The 18,777-nt window shown below is 65.8% G+C and carries 18 protein-coding genes and 1 tRNA gene; 4 read left to right on the top strand and 15 right to left on the bottom strand.

The window, feature by feature from the left end; genetic code table 11:
* Positions 1-32 precede the first annotated feature (32 nt).
* From CN97_RS03790 to CN97_RS03780, 3 genes are all read right to left on the bottom strand, one after another.
* The gene (locus tag CN97_RS03790; protein WP_035707429.1) at positions 33-815 is read right to left on the bottom strand and encodes an ABC transporter ATP-binding protein; all 783 of its coding nucleotides are present in this window, start codon (positions 813-815) and stop codon (positions 33-35) included.
* Positions 812-1,585, bottom strand: a complete 774-nt coding sequence (locus CN97_RS03785) for an ABC transporter permease (protein WP_035707426.1) — start codon at positions 1,583-1,585, stop codon at positions 812-814. The genes CN97_RS03790 and CN97_RS03785 overlap by 4 nt, the downstream gene beginning before the upstream one ends.
* Positions 1,586-1,686: 101 nt before the next feature.
* Positions 1,687-2,628: an ABC transporter substrate-binding protein gene (locus CN97_RS03780; protein ID WP_051910937.1), complete on the bottom strand. Its 942-nt coding sequence runs from the start codon at positions 2,626-2,628 to the stop codon at positions 1,687-1,689.
* Between the two features lie 291 nt (positions 2,629-2,919).
* Here CN97_RS03780 and CN97_RS03775 point away from each other — a divergent pair, with 291 nt between their 5' ends.
* The 4 genes from CN97_RS03775 to CN97_RS03760 all read left to right on the top strand — a co-directional run bounded on the left by CN97_RS03775 (position 2,920) and on the right by CN97_RS03760 (position 6,981).
* Positions 2,920-4,491: a fatty acyl-CoA synthetase gene (locus CN97_RS03775; RefSeq protein ID WP_035707423.1), complete on the top strand. Its 1,572-nt coding sequence runs from the start codon at positions 2,920-2,922 to the stop codon at positions 4,489-4,491.
* A 105-nt stretch (positions 4,492-4,596) separates the two neighbouring features.
* On the top strand, positions 4,597-6,351 hold the full coding sequence (locus tag CN97_RS03770; RefSeq protein WP_035707420.1) for a monovalent cation:proton antiporter-2 (CPA2) family protein: 1,755 nt from the start codon (positions 4,597-4,599) through the stop codon (positions 6,349-6,351).
* 78 nt (positions 6,352-6,429) lie between these two features.
* Positions 6,430-6,783, top strand: coding sequence for a DUF1428 domain-containing protein (locus CN97_RS03765; RefSeq protein ID WP_035707417.1), 354 nt, complete (start codon positions 6,430-6,432; stop codon positions 6,781-6,783).
* 123 nt (positions 6,784-6,906) lie between these two features.
* Positions 6,907-6,981 (top strand) — tRNA-Gly (locus CN97_RS03760).
* 145 nt (positions 6,982-7,126) lie between these two features.
* On the opposite strand, the gene CN97_RS03755 is transcribed toward CN97_RS03760, so the two are convergent.
* The 12 genes from CN97_RS03755 to CN97_RS03700 all read right to left on the bottom strand — a co-directional run bounded on the left by CN97_RS03755 (position 7,127) and on the right by CN97_RS03700 (position 18,756).
* Positions 7,127-7,909, bottom strand: a complete 783-nt coding sequence (locus CN97_RS03755; RefSeq protein WP_338085414.1) for a methyltransferase domain-containing protein — start codon at positions 7,907-7,909, stop codon at positions 7,127-7,129.
* The gene (locus CN97_RS03750; RefSeq protein ID WP_035707414.1) at positions 7,906-8,907 is read right to left on the bottom strand and encodes a magnesium transporter CorA family protein; all 1,002 of its coding nucleotides are present in this window, start codon (positions 8,905-8,907) and stop codon (positions 7,906-7,908) included. The genes CN97_RS03755 and CN97_RS03750 overlap by 4 nt, the downstream gene beginning before the upstream one ends.
* A 96-nt stretch (positions 8,908-9,003) precedes the next feature.
* Entirely contained in the window at positions 9,004-10,911 is a 1,908-nt protein-coding gene (gene ftsH, locus CN97_RS03745; RefSeq protein WP_035708288.1) for an ATP-dependent zinc metalloprotease FtsH, read from the bottom strand.
* 87 nt (positions 10,912-10,998) lie between these two features.
* The gene (tilS, locus tag CN97_RS03740) at positions 10,999-12,192 is read right to left on the bottom strand and encodes a tRNA lysidine(34) synthetase TilS (protein WP_254915606.1); all 1,194 of its coding nucleotides are present in this window, start codon (positions 12,190-12,192) and stop codon (positions 10,999-11,001) included.
* A gap of 62 nt (positions 12,193-12,254) precedes the next feature.
* Positions 12,255-13,088 (bottom strand): tol-pal system protein YbgF, encoded by an 834-nt coding sequence (gene ybgF, locus CN97_RS03735; RefSeq protein ID WP_338085424.1) that lies wholly within the window; start codon positions 13,086-13,088, stop codon positions 12,255-12,257.
* Between the two features lie 10 nt (positions 13,089-13,098).
* Entirely contained in the window at positions 13,099-13,653 is a 555-nt protein-coding gene (gene pal / locus CN97_RS03730) for a peptidoglycan-associated lipoprotein Pal (protein WP_035707408.1), read from the bottom strand.
* Between the two features lie 117 nt (positions 13,654-13,770).
* Positions 13,771-15,108, bottom strand: coding sequence for a Tol-Pal system beta propeller repeat protein TolB (tolB, locus tag CN97_RS03725; protein WP_035707407.1), 1,338 nt, complete (start codon positions 15,106-15,108; stop codon positions 13,771-13,773).
* Positions 15,105-16,418 carry a hypothetical protein gene (locus tag CN97_RS03720; protein WP_051910936.1) on the bottom strand — a complete coding sequence of 438 codons (1,314 nt, stop codon included), beginning with the start codon at positions 16,416-16,418 and terminating at the stop codon, positions 15,105-15,107. The genes tolB and CN97_RS03720 overlap by 4 nt, the downstream gene beginning before the upstream one ends.
* A gap of 7 nt (positions 16,419-16,425) precedes the next feature.
* The gene (tolR, locus tag CN97_RS03715) at positions 16,426-16,911 is read right to left on the bottom strand and encodes a protein TolR (RefSeq protein WP_035707405.1); all 486 of its coding nucleotides are present in this window, start codon (positions 16,909-16,911) and stop codon (positions 16,426-16,428) included.
* Between the two features lie 3 nt (positions 16,912-16,914).
* Positions 16,915-17,619 carry a protein TolQ gene (gene tolQ / locus CN97_RS03710; RefSeq protein ID WP_035707403.1) on the bottom strand — a complete coding sequence of 235 codons (705 nt, stop codon included), beginning with the start codon at positions 17,617-17,619 and terminating at the stop codon, positions 16,915-16,917.
* Between the two features lie 112 nt (positions 17,620-17,731).
* Positions 17,732-18,145: a tol-pal system-associated acyl-CoA thioesterase gene (gene ybgC, locus CN97_RS03705; RefSeq protein ID WP_035707400.1), complete on the bottom strand. Its 414-nt coding sequence runs from the start codon at positions 18,143-18,145 to the stop codon at positions 17,732-17,734.
* The gene (locus tag CN97_RS03700) at positions 18,142-18,756 is read right to left on the bottom strand and encodes a hypothetical protein (RefSeq protein ID WP_035707396.1); all 615 of its coding nucleotides are present in this window, start codon (positions 18,754-18,756) and stop codon (positions 18,142-18,144) included. The genes ybgC and CN97_RS03700 overlap by 4 nt, the downstream gene beginning before the upstream one ends.
* Positions 18,757-18,777: the final 21 nt, after the last annotated feature.

Below are 18,777 nucleotides of genomic sequence, written 5' to 3'. Positions count from 1 at the left end.
TCGCGGCTGGCCGGGATTCGCCCGGCCCGGCGTCAATGCGCAGCCGCTGCGATCGCCTCGCCCCGGATTTCCTCCGTCAGCTTCAACCGGATCTGCGAAAACTCGGGCGAGGATTTCAAAGTATAGTCCCGCGGATGCCCGAACGGCACTGGCGTTATCGACTTGATCCGCCCCGGACGCGCGCTCATCGTCACCACGCGGGACGCCATGAACACCGCTTCCTCGATATCATGGGTCACGAAGATCACCGTCTTCTGCTCCCGCTCCCAGATGCCGAGCAGCAGCTCCTGCATCAGGCTCCGCGTCTGGTTGTCCAGCGCGCCGAAGGGCTCGTCCAGCAGCAGGACGCGCGGTTGGTTCGCCAGCGCCCGCGCGATGGCGCAGCGCTGCTGCATGCCGCCGGACAGGTGGCGCGGCCAGTGCTCCTCGAACCCGCGCAGACCCACCCGGTCGATATAGCTCTCCACGATGTCCTTCTGCGCGCCGGCCGCCATGCCCTTCTCCCGCAGGCCGAAGGCGATGTTCTGGCGCACCGTCAGCCAGGGAAACAGGGTATAGGACTGAAACACCATGCCCCGCTCCGCCCCCGGGCCTTTCACAGGCTTGCCCTCCAGCGTGATCGTCCCGGCGGTGGGCGTGTCCAGCCCCGCCACCATGCGCAGCAGCGTGGACTTGCCGCAGCCGGAGGGGCCGAGAATGGTGACGAAATCGTTCTCCTCCAGCGTCAGGTCGGTCGGTTGCAGCGCCAGCACCGGCTGACCGCCCCGGACGCCGGGAAAGGTGCGCGTGACGCCGCGGATCTCCAGAAGGCTCATGCGTATCTCCAGGCGAAAAGGCGCAGGTTCAGGCGGCGGAAGGCCAGGTCGGTAATCAGACCGATCACCCCGATCACGATGATGCCGAAGATCATCTGCCCCGTCGCCATCAGGCTCTGTGCATTGATGATCATGTAGCCGATGCCCGACGATGCGCCGATCAGCTCCGCCACGATCACATAGGTCCAGGCCCAGCCCAGCACGAGCCGCAGCGTCTCCGCGATCTCCGGCGCAGCCGAGGGCAGGATCACCCGGCGCAGGATGCCGTTCTGGCGTGCGCCCAGCGTATAGGCCGCTTCCACCAGATCCTTGCGCGTGCCCGCCACGATCACCGCGATCATCAGGATGAGCTGAAACACCGATCCGATGAAGATGACGAGCAGTTTCTGCATCTCGCCGATCCCCGCCCAGAGGATGAGCAGCGGCACGAAGGCGGAGGCCGGCAGGTAGCGGGCGAAAGAGACGAAGGGTTCGAACAGCGCCTCGATCGGCTTGTAGGCCCCCATCGCGATTCCCAGCGGCACGGCAACCATCGTCGCCATGGCGAAGCCGCCGAAGACGCGCCAGGCCGTCATGCCGATATCCGTCAGGAAGCCGCGTTCGGTCAGCAGCCACCAGCCGTCCTGCAGCATCTGCACCGGGCTGGCTAGGAAGGTAGGCGAGACGTAACCCGTGAGCGTGACCCCCGCCCAGAGGGCGAAGAACAGGATGAAGAAGATGATCCCCAGCGCCATGCGCAGGCGCGGGCTTATCGGTTCGAGGGGTTTCATGAGCTTTCCGGCGGCCTTCCCGGTTGTTGGTCCGAACAGGCCATCGGCTGTCGGCTGTCACTGGGGGCGGGCGGAAGCAGCACTCCCGCCCGGTTGTTGCGTTACTGGATGAACTGCGTGTCGATCAGCGCGGCCACGTCGGGTTCGGACTTCAGCAGGCCCATCTCCACCATCAGCTTTCCGGCCTTGCCCGCGAAATCAAGATATTCACCGGCGAAGAAGGTCTTGGCCGCCGCCAGATCCTGCCACTCCAGATACTGGGCCGATCCCTTGAACTGCTCCGCCGTCTGGTTCACATCGGCGCCCATGATGCCGAAGGCCTTCTCAGGCTCTGCCTTGATGAGGTCGAGCGCTTCCTGATAGCTCTTCGCCAGTGCCTTTGCGGCCTCCGGGTTTTTCGACAGGAAATCCGGGGTGCAGCCGAAAGTATCCATCACGGCCGGATAGTCGATCGTCGTGGCGATGATCCTGCCCGCATCCTTGGCCTCCCGCACGGAGGAAAGATAGGGTTCATAGGTCATGGCCGCGTCGTTCTGACCGGCGATGAAGGCCTGCGCCGCCGGGCCGGGTTCGAGGTTCACCACGCGGACGTCCGAGATCTTCATCCCGTTTTCGTTGAGAATCCACGCGAGGAAGAAATAGGGCGAGGTTCCGGGGGCGGAGGCCGCGACGGTCTTGCCCTTCAGGTCAGCGATCTTCTCGACATCGCCGCGCACCACCATCCCGTCCGCGCCATGCGATTTGTCGAGCTGGAAGATCTGTTTGGCCGGCACGCCGTTCGCGCTCCACACCAGCCACGTTTCCACGGTCGTCGCCGCGCACTGAATGTCGCCGGAGGCCATGGCGAGACCGCGGCTGGCCTGCGGGATTTTCTTCAGCGACACATCGAGACCGTTCTTCTCGAAGATACCCGCTTCCTTGGCGAGCGTGAGCGGCGCGAAGCCGGTCCAGCCGGAAAGTCCGACGGTGACCGGAGTGGCGGCCCCTGCCGCGCTTGAGATCAGACCCAGCGCGAAAGCGCCGAAAAGCGTTCTGGCATTCATCTTTCTTCCACCCTGTGCAGTAGTCTTTTGCCGAGCAGAATGCATGACAGCCGATTTTGTCTATACAAATTCAGCCAGCCATCGCGGAAAAATGGGGCATCGCACAATAATTGCGCGGACCTGCTCAGTCCGCTCGCGTCCAGCCCACGCGCAGGGTTCACGTGACATTCCGACTGCACGGCTACTTGCGGGTATCCCCGGGACTCGACAGGATGGCGGCACCGGCATCGCCCGGTGGACGACGGCGCGCGAAGGAGGCCCCATGGGGACGCGCGCCACGAGGAGGAAGACATGACCGACGATATACGTGCGGGCGCGCTCGCCCGGCGCAACACGATCTACGACGCGTTCCGCCGCTCGGCCCGCCGGAACAGAGAACGGCTCGCCCTGAGTTTCGGCGCGCGGCGCTGGAGCTATGACGAACTGCTGCGCGCGGTGGACGCGACGGCGGGCGCGCTGGTCGCCGCCGGCCTGTCGCGCGGGGAACGGGTGGCGGCTTACGGGCGTAACTCCGATGCCTATCTCATCCTCTGGCTGGCCTGCACGCGTGCGGGTCTGGTTCATGTTCCCGTCAATTATGCGCTGACCGCGCCGGAGCTGGACTATCTGCTCCGCCAGTCCGGTGCCACGGCGCTGTTCCATGATCCGGCTCTGGCATCGCTGGCCATGGACACCGCGAAGGCGGCGGGCATCCAGCTCGTGGGGACGTTGCACGGCGGCGACGGGTTTGATGTCCTGACAGCTGCCTCCGGCCCTGCGGATCCGCGGCTCGACCTGCTGCCGGTGGATGACAACGACCTTGTTCAGCTGCTCTATACATCGGGAACTACCGCCGCCCCGAAGGGCGCGATGATGACCCATCGGGCGCTGCTGTCGGAATACATGGCCTGCGCGCTGGAGCTCGACCTCAAGCGGGAGGACCGGGCTCTGGCGGCGCTGCCGCTCTATCATTCGGCACAGATGCATGTGTTCACCATGCCGCAACTGCTGCTCGGGGCCTCCACCCTGCTGATCGAGGCCCCTGCCGCCGATACGGTGCTGCGGCTGTGCGAGGAGGAGGCCATCACCTCCTTCTTCGCGCCGCCGACCGTGTGGATCAGCCTGCTTCGCCATCCGGATTTCGACAAGCGGAACCTTTCCAGCCTCGCCAAGCTCTATTACGGCGCCTCCATCATGCCGGTGCCGGTACTGCAGGAACTGCGCGCGCGGCTGCCGGGATCGGGGGCCTACAACTGCTATGGCCAGAGCGAGATCGCCCCGCTTGCCACCGTCCTTCGGCCGGAGGACCACGACACCCGACCTGCCTCCGCCGGCAAACCTGCGATGACGGTCGAGACCCGCGTGGTGGACGAGGCCATGAACGACGTGCCCCCCGGCACTCAGGGCGAAATCGTGCATCGCTCGCCGCAGCTTCTGCTCGGCTACTGGGACAAGCCGGAAGCGACGGAGGAAGCCTTTGCGGGCGGTTGGTTCCACAGCGGCGACATCGGATATTTCGACGACGAAGGGTTCCTCTACGTCGTGGACCGGGTGAAAGATGTCATCAAGACCGGCGGCACCATGGTGGCGAGCCGCGAGGTGGAGGAGGCGATCTTCAAGCACCCCGCCATCTCCGAAGTCGCGGTTGTCGGCCTGCCGCATGAGCGGTGGATCGAGGCGGTGACAGCCATCATCGTCCTTCGCCCCGGCATGACGGTGACGGAGGAGGAGCTGATCGACTTCTGCCGCTCCCGTCTGGCGCCGTTCAAGCTGCCGAAGCGGGTCGTCGTACGCGCGGACATTCCCCGCAACAGTGCGGGCAAGCTGCTCAAGCGGGAACTTCGCAACGAATATGCCGGGCTGAACGCAGAAACGACAGCCTGATGGCAGGCCGGGAGGCGGCTGAGGCAGCCTCCCGGTCAAAGCATATGCCGATAGCCTTTTCACATTCCCGTGCTACTCCTTCTTACAGCGCGCGCGGAGGGTCGCATGGAAGGTGAAACCGCCAGCCACGGCTTTGACCTGCTTCAGGTCGTGGCTCTGCTTGCAGGGGCGGTCATCGCCGTGCCCCTGTTCAAGCGTCTGGGGCTCGGCTCGGTGCTGGGCTATCTCGCCGCCGGGCTTGTCGTCGGGCCGTATGGGCTGGCGCTCTTCCACGATCCGCAGGCGATCATCCACGTGGCCGAACTGGGGGTGGTCATCTTCCTCTTCGTCATCGGCCTGGAGATGCAGCCATCCCGCCTCTGGTCGATGCGGGGGGAGATCTTCGGGCTCGGAGCCACTCAGGTGGGCGTCTGCATCGCGCTTCTCACATGCGTGGGCCTGTCGCTTGGCTATTCGCTGCCTGAGAGCTTCGTGGCCGGTACCGGCTTCGTACTCACCTCCACCGCCATCGTGATGCAGATGCTGGAGGAGCGGCGGCAACTGGGCCTCCCCTCCGGGCGAAGGATCGTGGCTGTGCTGCTTCTGGAGGATCTGGCGATCGTCCCGCTGCTGGCCATCATCGCCTTCATCGCGCCCGGCGGAGGGGAGGAGGTGACGCTGGCGCACCGGCTCACCTCCGTCCTGACGGGGCTGGCGGCCATAGGGGCGCTGGTCGCGGCGGGATTGTGGCTGCTCGATCCGCTTTTCGGGTTACTTGCCCGGTCCAAGGCGCGGGAGGTGATGACGGCGGCGGCGCTGCTGGTCGTGCTCGGCGCGGCGCTCGCCATGGAATGGGCGGGACTGTCCATGGCGATGGGCGCATTCCTGGCCGGTGTGCTGCTCTCCGAATCCTCGTTCCGGCATCAGCTGGAAGCGGATGTGGAACCGTTCCGCGGCATGCTCCTCGGCCTGTTCTTCCTCGGTGTGGGGATGGCGCTGGACCTGCAGGTGATCGCCGCGAATATCGGACTGATCGCCATCTGCGTCACGGGCTACATGATCCTGAAGATGGCCGGCATCTACGCCGTGGCCCGGCTGTTCCGGGCCAGCAGCCGCGAGGCGTTCGAGCGCGCGGTACTCATGGCGCAGGGCGGGGAGTTCGCCTTCGTCCTCTATGCCGCGGCAACGAGCGCGGGGATCTTCACCGGGGAGGAAAACGCCATCCTCACCGCGATGATCATCGTCTCCATGGTGTTGACGCCCCTGCTCATCGTCCTCCACGACCGGCTTATCCCGCCCGAGAAACCTTCGATGGAGGGGGTCGAGGCGGTCAACAATCAGCGCGCCAGCGTTCTTCTGATCGGTTTCGGGCGCTTCGGCCAGATCGCCAGTCAGCCGCTGCTGGGCCAGCTCTGTTCGATCACCATCATCGACATTGACCCGGACGCGATTCGCAGCGCGGCGGAATACGGTTTCAAGGTGCATTACGGTGACGGCTCGCGGCTCGATATCCTGCACGCGGCCGGCGCGGGAGAGGCAAAACTGGTTCTTGTTGCGATGGACGACAAGACGGCAGCTGTCAAAGCGGTCGAGCTGATGAAATCGGAGTTTCCGCATGTGCCCGTCCTGGCCCGCGCCTGGGATCGGGAGCATGTTCTGGAACTCGTCCACGCCGGGGTGGACTGGCAGATCCGCGAAACCATGGAATCCGCCCTGGTAATGGCGGAGGAGGCGCTCCGCCGCCTGGACAACGACGAGGATACGATCCGCGATCTTGTGGCCAGCATCCGGCAGCGCGACAGGGAACGGCTGGAGCTGGAGATCAGCGGCGGCATCTTTGCCGGACGGGATCTGCTGATCGGCAACATGAAACAGAATTGAAGCCTTCCGTCCCTCACCCGCGTTGCGCGTTCAATGCCACGCGCTAGTCTCCTTCCAAGGGAAGTGGGAGATACCCCGATGTATGTGGACGGTTTCGTCGTTCCGGTCAAAAAGAACCGGATGGAGGATTACCGCAAGCTCGCCGATCTGGCCGGATCGCTCTGGACGGAACATGGAGCGTTGAGCGTGGTGGAGGCGAAGGGCGATGATATCGCTTCGGGGCCATTCACCTCCTTTCCGCAGGCCGTGCTGCTGGCCGATGACGAGGTGGTGTTCTTCTCATGGATCACCTTCCGCGACAGGGCGCATCGCGACGCCGTCAATGAAAAGGTCATGTCCGATCCGCGCCTGTCCTCCGACACGCAAGACCCGCCCTTCAGCATGGACAGGATGATCTACGGCGGCTTCGAGGTAGTCGTCCGCCGACCTTGATCACCGCTCGGGCACGGGTCTTGTCCGCACCCTCTCTGGCCCGTGCAAGGAATTCGCAGAATTCTTGTTTTTGGTCTTGCGGGTCCCGGCACGGTTGGATAAATGACCCTCACCCAGAAGGAAGCGGGCGTAGCTCAGGGGTAGAGCACAACCTTGCCAAGGTTGGGGTCGTGGGTTCGAATCCCATCGCCCGCTCCATTTTATCTCGCAGGTCACTGAAGAAACTCCCCTCAGGGGGAGCTTTGGCATATCCGCACCTGCTGTCATGCGGCGGGAGAAATCTCGGGGCCAATCTCGCGGGCCGAAGTCTCGGGCACCAGCATCGTTCAGAAAACGGGCGGGATCACAGGATCCCGCGCCGAAGCACAAAAAACAGCCGAAGAAACGGAAACAGCACCGTACCGTCCGGCTCCTGCGGATAGACAGGAGAGAGGGCGGCTTCATAGGCAGCAATAAAATCCGTCTGCTCTTCCGCCGTCAGCCGATCCAGAACGGGACGCATCGCCGTGGAACTGGTGAACATCCGCACCGGGTGCCCCTCCGCCGCATGCTGCAGGCGCTGGACGTATTCCGTCTCCCACGCGTTGATCTCTCCCTCCGGTTCCAGAAGCCGGACATAGCCGGTAGCGGGGCGAAGCGGTGCGCGGAAGGCGTCCGAGGCGCCGAACCGGTCCGGGTACCGCGCGGCGGCGACCTCCCGGATCAAGCGGTGGGAGGGGGCTGCCTCCTGCCGCGGCATCTGCACCGCAAGAACGCCATAAGGCTCAAGCAGCGCGACGAGATGCGGCATCAACGTGTCATGGTCCGGCAACCATTGCAGCAGGGCATTGGAGAATATCAGCGCAGGCGGCGTATCGGGTCGCCATGTCGCGGCATCCGCCTCGATCAGATCGGCATAAACTCCCGTTTCCGCGGCCTTGGCCAGCATCGCGGGAGAACTGTCCACGCCGATGATCCGCCGGTCCGGAAAGCGGGCAGCCAGTGCGGAGGCAGCCGCTCCACTGCCGCAACCCAGGTCGATCACATCCCCCTCCGGGAGGCGTGGCACCTGCGCCATCAAGTCCAGAGCGGGTCGCAAGCGCAGATCGGCAAACCGATGGTAAAGTTCCGGGTTCCAGTCGTTCACAGCCAGCCCTTCTTCCTGAAATACAGATATGGCGCGACGGAGGAGAAGATCATCAGCAGGATCACCACGTAATACGACCCCTCCCAATGCAGCTCCGGCATGAAATCGAAGTTCATTCCATAGATGGACGCGATCAGCGTCGGCGGCATGAAGACCAGCGACATCACGGAGAAGATCTTGATGATTCCCGTCTGTTCGATGTTGATCTTGCCAAGGGTGGAATCGAGCAGGAAGGTAATGCGCCGTGCCTGCCGCTCCACGTGATCGGAAACGGACTGCAAGTCGCGCCCCAGCGTCTTCAGCCTGACTTTCGCGTCCTTCTTCGCATCCATCTTCGGCAGCGTGCTCATTGCCGTCACCACGCGGTTCAGCGTGACGATGGAGGCCATGATCTTCCCGTTCAGATCCTCCGCCCTCCCGATACGCTCCACCAGCATGTCGAGTGTCTCGTCCGGGGCGCCATCGTCGGGAAGGGAATCAAACAGCCGGGCCCCAATGAGATCCAGACCGGTACCCGCCTCTTCCGCGATATCGGCAAGACGGTCGACGATGGCCTCGAACAGGCCAAGCAGCACGCTGTTGCCGTTGGCACAAGGCGCATCGCCCCGTTCCGCCCAGGTGGTGTACATCTGGAAGGAGCGGGGTTCGTGGTAACGGACCGTCACCAGATGCGTGTCAACCAGAATGAAGGTGACAGGCATCGACAGGAAGACGTCCTGCTGCGCCGGGTCTCCGGTCCCCTGTGCCGGGCGGGACAGCACGTTGGCCGTCATGAACAGCGCCCCGTCTTCGTGATAGAAACGAGAGGAGGCTTCGATCTCGTTCATGTCAGCCCGCGTCGGAATGGAGATGCCGAGCGCCGCTTCGAGCGACTGTTCCTCGTCTCGCGTGGGTTGGTAAAGGTCGATCCACACCGCAGCATCGACCGGAAGGGGCGCTGCAGGATCAATATCGAGTGGTCTGAGCTGACCTGCCGTCTGACCGTAAAACTTGATCATGGCCTCCTCCCGGGAGCTGGAGACAAGAAAACGCCCCGGAGCGGCCACGGCTCCAGGGCGTCTATGATCTGGCTCAAAGCGAGCGCCGCTTCAAGGTCAGGCGGAAGGTTCCGGTTCAAGACCCGAGGGTTTGGGTCTCGGCGTCTTCGGGATCGCCGTCACGCTGGGCGGAAGTCCGCTCGGCGGTGCGTCGTCGTCATTACCGCGGCTCAGGGGTTCCCCGGCGATGACCTTACGGATTTCGTCCCCCGTGAGGGTTTCATATTCGAGCAGGCCCTGCGCAAGCCGATGCAGATCCTCACTCTTCTCGGTCAGGATCGTGCGGGCACGGTCGAAGCCCTCGTCCACGATACGGCGGACTTCGGCGTCGATCTTCTCCTGCGTTTCGGGGGAATGGGTCGTGCCCCCCGAATAATTGCCGAGATAGCTCTGCTGCTCATTGGCATAGTCGATATTGCCAAGCTGATCCGACATGCCGAACTGGGTCACCATCGCCCGGGCGATTCGCGATGCCTGCTGAATGTCGGAGGTCGCGCCGGAAGTGACGTTTTCCCGACCGAAGATCAGCTCCTCCGCCACCTTTCCGCCCATCGCCATAGCGATCTTGGACTTGTACTTGGTCATGGTGACGGAGAGCGTGTCCCGCTCCGGCAGCGACAGTACCAGCCCCAGCGCGCGGCCGCGCGGGATGATCGTCGCCTTGTGGATCGGGTCGTGCTGCGGAACGTTCAACCCTACGATGGCATGGCCGGCCTCGTGGTAGGCGGTCAGCTTCTTCTCATCCTCGGTCATGACCATGGAGCGGCGTTCCGCCCCCATCATCACCTTGTCCTTGGCATTCTCGAAATCTTCCATGGTGACGAAGCGCCGGCCGACGCGGGCGGCCATCAGCGCGGCCTCGTTCACCAGGTTGGCCAGATCGGCCCCGGAAAAGCCGGGCGTGCCGCGCGCGATGATGCGCAGGTCCACGTCCGGGCCGAGCGGCACCTTGCGCGCATGGACGGAGAGGATCTTCTCCCGCCCCTTGATGTCCGGGTTCGGCACCTGGATCTGGCGGTCGAAGCGGCCGGGGCGCAGCAGCGCAGGGTCCAGCACGTCGGGGCGGTTGGTGGCCGCGACGATGATGATACCCTCGTTGGCCTCGAACCCGTCCATCTCGACCAGAAGCTGGTTCAGCGTCTGTTCGCGCTCATCGTTGCCGCCGCCGTAGCCTACGCCCCGGGACCGGCCCACGGCGTCGATCTCGTCGATGAAGACGATGCAGGGCGCGTTCTTCTTGGCCTGTTCGAACATGTCGCGCACACGCGACGCACCCACACCCACGAACATCTCGACGAAGTCGGAGCCGGAGATGGTGAAGAAGGGCCCCCCCGCCTCGCCCGCGATGGCGCGGGCGAGCAGTGTCTTACCGGTGCCGGGCGGGCCGACGAGCAGGGCGCCCTTGGGGATCTTGCCGCCGAGACGGGAGAATTTCTGCGGATTGCGCAGGAATTCCACGATCTCCTCCAACTCCTCCTTGGCCTCATCGATGCCGGCAACGTCGTCGAAGGTCACGCGGCCATGCTTTTCCGTCAGCAGTTTCGCACGGGACTTGCCGAAACCCATGGCGCCGCCGCGTCCGCCGCCCTGCATCCGGTTCATGAAGAAAATCCAGATGCCGATCAGCACAAGGAACGGCAGCCAGAGCGACAGAAGCGACAGGAAGCCCGATTGCTCCTGCGGCTCCACCTTCACGCTGACATTCTTGGCGATCAGCTTGTCGGCGACATTCGCACCCTGCGGCTGAACCGTGACGTATTGCTGACCGTCCTTGTCCCGGAACAGGATCCGCTCACCATCGATGGTGACGTTGCTGATGCCGCCGTTGTCGATCTGCTCGATGAAATCCGAATAGGCCACCGTGCGGGAGGCCATGGTGGACTGGCCGCCGCTGAACAGATTGAACAGCGCCAGGATCAGAAGGAACAGGACGACCCAGAACGCAATGTTGCGCGCGTTACCCACGAGATACTCCCCTTGATACGCGCCAACCCGGGAGGAGTCCGGGCTCACGCGCTGCTATCTCCTAAGATAGAGAATACGGGGAGAGGTTCAATGCGGGATGAGGGAGGAATGGAACACATCCGCTCCTTCCCGCAGTTCCGCGCGCCATGCGCTGCCGGAGTCCAGCACCGGTACGGCGATCAGGGTCTGGCCCTGCCAGAGCGCGGGTTGGGCAAGGAGAGTGCGGCGGGGCAGGCCGCTTTCCCGCCACCGCGGACGCTGTGACAGGCCATTAGGCCCAAGCGCCCCGATCTCCAAATCATCGCAATCGGGGCCAAAAACCCGCCAACGGCTATCCCAGATGCCTGGCGCGGGGCAGCGGAGACCCAGAACCGCCCGCGGCTCCCGCCCGATTCGTGCGACACCGTGACGCTCCGTTACGAGGCATCCGTGCAGTGTGCCGCCCCTGCCCTTCGCGAGATCAGACGAGAGCCGGTCCAAAGCGGCACGGCGAGGGCGGTATTCCGCCGACGACACCCAACAAAGCGCGGCCGAAAGCAGGCGCGCGCGAATCTCCACCGGTTCCGCCGCCAGCCCGGCAAGATCGGCGAGAACATCCCCGGCCTCCACCCGAAGGAGTGCGCGTGCCGCAAGCGCCGCCTGAGCTGCGAGGGCATCCCGCGCCTCGCCGAGCCGCGCAGCCGTGTCGGCGAGCCGCTCCACCGTCAGACCGAGCGCGCCGAACGCCGGCAGCGCCTGACGCATGCGCACGCGATCATAGCGCGGATCGGTGTTGCTGGGGTCTTCTGCCCAGCGGATGCCCTGGCGCGAAAGCACCTCCCGCAGCGCCTCGCGGCGGACACCGAGCAGTGGGCGGAGCCAGAGCAGCCCCGCCTCCTGCCGCGCCTCCCGCATGGCCGACAGCCCATCGACCCCGGATCCACGCGCAAGACGCAGCAGAAATGTCTCCGCCTGATCGTCCGCGGTATGTGCGATGAGGATGGCCGCAAGCCCCCGCTCCCCCGCCCAGGCGGCGAGCAGACGGCGGCGCGCGCGCCGGGCGGCATCCTGCAGGTTGCCGCGACCATCCCACCCCCGCCACCGGAGCGTGTCATGCGAAAGGCCAAGCCGTGCCGCGAAAGACGCGACGTCAGCCGCTTCCGCCGCCGCCTCGGGGCGCAATCCGTGATCGACCGTGGCGATATGAAGGGCCACGCCGCGCGCCTGCGCCCAGCGATGCGCGATCCAGGTCAGCGCCATGGAATCTCCGCCGCCAGAGACGGCAAGACCCAGAGGAGGCATAGGGGGGGAAGGTTGTGCCGGAAGAAGCCTCGCCATCGCGCTGGCAAAGGCCTCCTCCGGCGTCAGTTGCATCCGAGCTTCTGCATCGCCGTGGTCGCCTCAGCTACCGAGGGCGTCTCCGGATAAAGCACGGAGACCTGCGACAAGGTGGTGCAGGCATCATCGGTCTGTCCCAGATCGCCGAGGCTGGTGCCCAGCTTCAGCAGCGATTCCGATGCCCGCCCCCCGCGCGGCCAACCGGAATAGCTCTCCAGATAGGCCTTGGCGGCGCCGAGCGTATCCCCATCTCCGGCAAGCGCCTCGCCGCGATAGTAATGCGCCTCGCCGGTCAGTGCGCCCGCCGGGTAGGATTCGGCAAAGGTGGTGAAGAGACCCGCGGCGGTGCGAAAGTCACGTTGATCGAGCACCGCCCGGGCCCGATCGAAATCCGCCTGCTCGCCCACGGCCTTCTGCGCCGCTGCGGAAGCGGGCGCGGGGTTGGATGTCTTGGGCGCGGTTTGCGAGGGGGCCGCCCCCCCGCCACCCAGCGGAGCCACGGCCCCGGCTGCCGTGGGGTCGCCCCCCTCCAGCTCCGTCAGCCGGAACTCAAGATCGCCGATGCGGTTCGCCGCATCGTCAGCCACCTTGCCGATCCGGTGGCCAAGCTCCTCCGTCCGATTGGTCAGACGCTGAAGCTCCGCCTCGATGAGATCGAGCCGCTGGAGGGTCGTGCCGCTGATCCGCGGGCCACCCTGCCCGGCGGAGGCGATCATCTCCGAGCGGAGGGACTGAACCTCCGACGACAGGCTGTTCACCTCCTTGCGGATATCGGCCAGCGTCTCCTGCCGGTTCTGCGCTCCCGCGGCGATCGGAAGCGCCAGACCCGTGCAGAGGACGATAAGACGCAGACTGAGCATCACAGTCGCCTCAGCTTCCCGCGCCGGAGGCGAGGACGGTGACAGCACGACGGTTCTGCGCGAAGCAGCTTTCATCGGGGCAGGTGGCGACGGGGCGTTCCTTGCCATAGCTCACCGTCCGCATCCGGCTGGGCGCGATGCCTTGAGCGATCAGGTATTCCTGCACCGCGTTCGCCCGCCGCGCGCCGAGCGCGAGGTTGTATTCCCGTGTGCCCTGTTCGTCGGCATGGCCTTCGATGGTGATGCGGTATTCGGGGTTGGTGGCAAGCCAGCGCGCCTGCCCGTCGAGGATCGTGCGGGCCTGCGGCGAAACCGTGGACTGATCGACGAGGAACAGCACCCGATCCCCGATCGTCTGGTTGAAATAGGCGATGGAGCGCGGATTGGACGCATCTCCGAGACCGGATGTCCCGATGCCGTCGGCGCCATAGCCGCCCGCACCGCCAGCGCCCCCAGCCCCGCCTGCGCCATAGCCGCCCGCGCCGGTCGCGTATTTGTCCGGGTTGTTACATGCGGCAAGCCCAAGGCTCGCCACCAGAAGAAGTGCTGTCGTTGCGAATTTCATTTCTGTCCCCGTCCTCGCTTGAGGCTGTTTAACATGCCGCAGCCGTTGTGGAAACGCCGCGCGGCTTGGTGTCCGTTCACGTTCGCGCCTGCCCGCCCGCAGGGGCCGGCGCGAACGTCATTTCATCAGCGGCGACCAGGCAGGGTCGGAGGCGGAACCGTTCACCGGCACCCGCTTCAGGTTCCGGCCCGAAATATCCACGGAAAACAGCTGCGACTGGCCCCCGGCCCCCGCGCCTTCCCGGGTGAACATGATGACGCGCCCGTTCGGTGACCATGTCGGCCCCTCGTCCAGATAGGAGGCTGTGAGCAGCCGCTCTTCCGAACCGTCGGTACGCATCACGCCGATATGGAAACGGCCGGCATGCTGCTTGGTAAAGGCGATGAGATCGCCGCGCGGCGACCAGACCGGCGTGCCGTAGCGCCCCTCACCAAAGGAAATCCGCCGCGCCTCGCCCCCGTTCGCGCCCATGATGTAAAGCTGCTGGGAGCCGGAGCGGTCGCTCTCGAACACGATCTGCCGCCCGTCGGGCGAGAAGCTGGGCGCGGTTTCGATGGCGGGGGTGGAGGTGAGCTGGGTCCGGCGCCCCGAGGCGATGTCGAGCGCGTAGATATCCGTGTTGCCCCCCTGCGAGAGCGAGAAGATCACCCTTTGGCTATCGGGCGAGAAGCGCGGCGCGAAGGTCATCGTGCCCGGCTGATCGTCGAGCGCGCGGCGGCTGCCGCTGGCGACATCCATGATATAGATGCGTGGAAAGCCGGATTCGTAGGAAGTGTAGAGCACCCTGTCGCCCGAGGGCGAGAATCGGGGCGCGAGCACGATGGCCCGCCCGTCCGACAGGAAGCCCAAGCTGGCCCCGTCGTAATCCGCGACGGCGAGCCGCTTGACCCGCGCGTCCTTCGGCCCGCTTTCGGAGACGAAGACCACCCGGCTGTCGAAATACGGCCCCTCGCCGGTGATGCGGGCATAGACCTGATCCGCGACCTTGTGCGCCATTCGCCGCCAGCCCTGCTGGCTCCCGGTGAACTGCAGACCCTCGCCGAGCGGCTGACCGGAGAATACGTCGAACAGGCGGAATTTCACCGTGACGCGCCCGCCTTCGACCGAGACCGCCCCGGTGATGAGCGCCTGCGCGTTGATCGCCTTCCAATCCTGATACTGGACCGGGCTGTCGAAGGACGTCACGCGCGAGATATAGGCGGAGGGCGGGATTTCCCGGAACAGGCCCGTCCCGACCAGATCGGCCGCCACGACGCGGGAGATGTCGGCGGCAAGCTGCTGCGCGCCGCCGTTCGCCGCAATGAACGGCGGGATGGCGAAGGGCAGAGGTTCGATGACCCCATCGGTGATCTCGATCCTCAGCGGCCCGTTCTGCGCCGGGGCAACCGTCGCGGTCGCAGCGAGGCAGGCGAGCGCGATCGCCGTCGCGCCAAGGGCTGTCCGCAGCACTTTCATTTGATCCTCATGCTCTCCGGGTTGAACACCATCTCGATGTCCCGCCACTGTTCGTACTTCTCGGTCGGCAGCGGGAAGCCCTTGGCTCCGCAGCGAAGGATGGCGCGCCGCGCGGCCTCATAGGCCTGCCGCGCCGCGGTCTCCGAACCGCCCTCATACCCGATCATGCGCACGGAGCCGCCCTCCGGTATGCCGGTCTGCGCCATTTTTACGCCGAGTGTGACAGTCACGTTCTGCGCCTCCGAAGAAAGCGACCCGACGTTCCAGCAGGCCTGTACCGCGACGCGGAGCGCATCCTTCTCTCCGGAGGTCATGGGCGGGCCGGACGGCGCGGTACCCCTGCCCCCCGTCCCGCTCCCGGAGGCGCTGGAGGCGCCGCCCGCAACGGCGGCGGCGACGGCATCCGCGATCGCATCCGAGGCAGCGGGCTTCGGCGTTTCCGCTTTCCGGGGCTCCTTCGGTGCATCCTTCTTCGGCGGTTCCCGGGCGGGTTCCGCAGGCTTCGGCGGCTCCTTCCTGGTTTCCTTCGGCGCATCCGGCTTGGAGACAGGCTTCGGCGGCTGCGGCTTCTTCTCCGGCTCGACCGCCGCGGTTTCCACCGGCTTCATCTCGGGCTTCGGCTTCTCAGGCCGGTTCCGGGGCGGCGCGGCGGAGGCTGGGGCGGCGGGTTTCGGGGCCGCGGCCTCCTCCGCCACCTCTGTCGCCTCTGTCACGACGCGGGTCGTCGCCTCCTCGGGCGCGGTGGCTTCCTGCGCTTCCCTCGCCTCTTTGGGAGGGGCGGACGCATCGGCGCGCACGGCTTCCTGCCGCGTCTCCGCGGTCTTGGCTTCGGGCGGCGGCGCTTCGGTCGGCGTGGGGGCCACGCGGCTCACCGGGCGCTGCTTGGGACGTTCGGACACTTTCGGCGCTGGGGGCGTTTCCTGCGCCGGGGCGCGGTCCGAGATCGGGGAACCGAGCACCACCACCCCTTCCGGCGCCGTCTCCGGCGGAGGCTCGGCGGGCCGCACGGCGGCTGGAGAAGGGGCGGGGGCGGGCGGAGGCGCCTCGGCGGGCGGTTCTGGCCTCGCTTCCGGCCGGTTGGCGGGCGGAGCGGAGGTGGCGGGCGCCTCGCTCGCCACGGCGGGCGCTGGCGCTGGCGCAGCGGCGACCATGGCGTCGTATTCCTCGCCGGAAATGATCGACACATCCGCGACCTGCGGCGTCATCGGATTTTCCGGTGTGGAAAAGAACCCGCCCAGCATCACCCAGCCGATCAGGCCGATATGGCCGATCGCCGAAACCTTGGTGCCGGTATCCAACCGCTCGAACATGCCGGACCTAGTTCGCAGCCCGGCGGCCGCCGAAGGCCGGGCCACCCGAATCGGTCACCAGCCCGATGTTGGAAAAGCCACCCGCGTTCAGTGCGCCCATCACCTGCACGACCCGCTCATACGGGATGGAGCCATCGGCCCGCAGAAAGACCTTGTTGTCCCGCCGCTCCGCCGCGATGGCCTGCAGCTTCGGCAGCAGCTCCTCCTCCGGTGTCATGGTGTTCTGGATCGCAAGCCCCCCCTCGGCGGTGAGCGTGACGGTCAACGGCTCCTCCTGCTCCTGCGGGAGCGCGGCGGCAGCGGTCTGTGGCAGCTGCACGGGCACCCCCACTGTCAGCATGGGCGCGGCCACCATGAAGATGATGAGCAACACGAGCATCACGTCCACAAAGGGCGTGACGTTGATTTCGGACATGGCACCCGAACGGCCCCGGCCGCGGCGCCTGCCCCGGCGCTTGCCGCCCCCGCCACCCGGCATGACCCCGGCCCCCATCGCTCAGGCCGCCTGCGCGTCGAGCTGGCGGGACAGGATCGTGGCGAATTCATCGGCGAAAGCCTCATATCCGCCGAGTATCCGGTCGCTGTCCGCGCTGAGCTTGTTGTAGAAGATCACCGCCGGAACGGCAGCGACGAGGCCGATGGCGGTGGCCAGCAGCGCCTCCGCGATCCCCGGCGCCACGACGGCGAGGTTGGTGTTCTGGGCAATCGCGATCTGCTCGAAGGAGTGCTTGATCCCCCAGACCGTGCCGAACAGCCCGACGAATGTCGCGGTCGCGCCGACCGTGGCCAGGAAGGACAGACCCGAGGTGAGCGATTCCGCCTCCTTCGCGATGGCCACATCCATGGAGCGGTCGATCCGCGCCTGGGCGCCGGGGATCAGAGCGCCGTCCTGCCGGTGGGAACGGCGCCATTCCAGCATCCCGGCAGCGAAGATGCGCTCCGACGCGCCCTGCGGATTGGGGCCGATCCGGTCGTAAAGTTCGTCAAGCGGCTCCCCCGACCAGAAGGCCCGGTCGAACTCCGCCGCCTCTGCGCGCGCCGCGCGATACATCAGGAACTTGCGTACGATGATCGCCCAGGACCAGAAGGATGCGAAAAGGAGCGCCAGCATCACCAGCTGCACCACGATCGTGGCGCGGGCAAAGAGCGCAAGCACGGAGAAGTCGATCTCCTGCGCCATGGCGAGGGTTTGGGTTTCCATCACTGTCCTGCTCGTCTGGGTTTTTGACCGCGTCGTTCCGCGCGGCTTTCGATTACACCGATTCTACCGCGAATGCAGGCAAATTGCCAACACAGGCGCGTGATTTGGCCTGTCAGCCCGGCTTCTCGCCCGGCGCATGGCACAATGCCGCGCGAAGGCTGGCCGGAAGCCGCACCGGACGCCCCGCCGGGCCGATGCAGACGAGCCGCACGCGGGCGTCAAAAAGCGCATCTCCACCCCTGAGAACGGTCTGGTGAAGGTGCAGGCTCGCGCCTTCCAGTCGATCCAGTCGCGTCTCCACGATCAGTTCGTCGTCAAAGACGGCGGGCTTCAGGAAATCGCTCTCCATCCAGCGGACGGCAAAGACCGTGCCCGTCTCCGCCTTCATGCGCCGCTGGTCGATACACAGCGAGCGGACCCATTCGCTCCGCGCGCGTTCGATGAATTTCAGGTAATTGGCGTGATAGACGATGCCGCCGAAATCGGTGTCCTCGTAATAGACGCGGAGGGCGAAGATATGGCTCATACCGCCACCCGCGCCGCAAGCCGGAGCGCATGCGAAGGATCGCGGGCGGCAACCGGCATCACCGGATCATAAGCGGCGCGGATCACGCCCGCGACCTCCGGGCGGAGCACTGCATGGTCCCCGGCCAGCGCCAGAGGCCCCTGCGGGAAGGCGCCTTCCGCCCAGAGGAGGATGAGATGCGCCATCTCGTTCAGCGCCAACGTCTCTGCCGGAACATCCGCCAGCGCACCCTCGATCCGCAGGACGGAAACGGCGGCCCGGATCGCGCCATCCGCCTCGAACCGGAAGGCCCGGTAGTGATGCGCGCCTTCCGCCGTCAACCGCTCCACAAGCGGCCCCAGATCGGGCAGCAGGCCCTCCAGATCCGGCACCGCCAGCAACTCCTGCCACTCCTGACAGAAGAACAGGAAGAGGTTCGCGCCCATCTCCGGATCGGTCTCCGCCATGCGATGCCCGGCGAGAACGACCATGGCTTCCACCGCGCCCTTGAAGGTAGTGAGCGTGGCATCGTCCACCCCAAAGACGACGGGCACAATCGGCCTCCGCCACCGGGCGAAGCGGTAGCTGCCATCTGGATGTGTGAACAGGCGCGCGACGGCGTCCGGGGTCATCGGGCGTCTCCCTTGCTGGCG

The sequence above is a fragment of the Haematobacter massiliensis genome (genome assembly GCF_000740795.1).
Taxonomy (GTDB): domain Bacteria; phylum Pseudomonadota; class Alphaproteobacteria; order Rhodobacterales; family Rhodobacteraceae; genus Haematobacter; species Haematobacter massiliensis.
This window is presented reverse-complemented; position numbering and strand designations above follow the sequence as displayed.

Bases quoted from the DNA above. Each gene is read 5' to 3' on its own strand.
- tilS (WP_254915606.1), bottom strand. From the start codon at position 12,192: ATGCCTCCTCTGGGTCTTGCCGTCTCTGGCGGCGGAGATTCCATGGCG.
- CN97_RS03765 (WP_035707417.1), top strand. From the start codon at position 6,430: ATGTATGTGGACGGTTTCGTCGTTCCGGTCAAAAAGAACCGGATGGAG.
- CN97_RS03750 (WP_035707414.1), bottom strand. From the start codon at position 8,907: ATGATCAAGTTTTACGGTCAGACGGCAGGTCAGCTCAGACCACTCGAT.
- tolB (WP_035707407.1), bottom strand. From the start codon at position 15,108: ATGAAAGTGCTGCGGACAGCCCTTGGCGCGACGGCGATCGCGCTCGCC.
- tolR (WP_035707405.1), bottom strand. From the start codon at position 16,911: ATGGGGGCCGGGGTCATGCCGGGTGGCGGGGGCGGCAAGCGCCGGGGC.
- CN97_RS03790 (WP_035707429.1), bottom strand. From the start codon at position 815: ATGAGCCTTCTGGAGATCCGCGGCGTCACGCGCACCTTTCCCGGCGTC.
- CN97_RS03785 (WP_035707426.1), bottom strand. From the start codon at position 1,585: ATGAAACCCCTCGAACCGATAAGCCCGCGCCTGCGCATGGCGCTGGGG.
- ybgF (WP_338085424.1), bottom strand. From the start codon at position 13,088: ATGCTCAGTCTGCGTCTTATCGTCCTCTGCACGGGTCTGGCGCTTCCG.
- tolQ (WP_035707403.1), bottom strand. From the start codon at position 17,619: ATGGAAACCCAAACCCTCGCCATGGCGCAGGAGATCGACTTCTCCGTG.
- ybgC (WP_035707400.1), bottom strand. From the start codon at position 18,145: ATGAGCCATATCTTCGCCCTCCGCGTCTATTACGAGGACACCGATTTC.
- CN97_RS03720 (WP_051910936.1), bottom strand. From the start codon at position 16,418: ATGTTCGAGCGGTTGGATACCGGCACCAAGGTTTCGGCGATCGGCCAT.
- CN97_RS03770 (WP_035707420.1), top strand. From the start codon at position 4,597: ATGGAAGGTGAAACCGCCAGCCACGGCTTTGACCTGCTTCAGGTCGTG.
- pal (WP_035707408.1), bottom strand. From the start codon at position 13,653: ATGAAATTCGCAACGACAGCACTTCTTCTGGTGGCGAGCCTTGGGCTT.
- CN97_RS03775 (WP_035707423.1), top strand. From the start codon at position 2,920: ATGACCGACGATATACGTGCGGGCGCGCTCGCCCGGCGCAACACGATC.
- CN97_RS03780 (WP_051910937.1), bottom strand. From the start codon at position 2,628: ATGAATGCCAGAACGCTTTTCGGCGCTTTCGCGCTGGGTCTGATCTCA.
- CN97_RS03700 (WP_035707396.1), bottom strand. From the start codon at position 18,756: ATGACCCCGGACGCCGTCGCGCGCCTGTTCACACATCCAGATGGCAGC.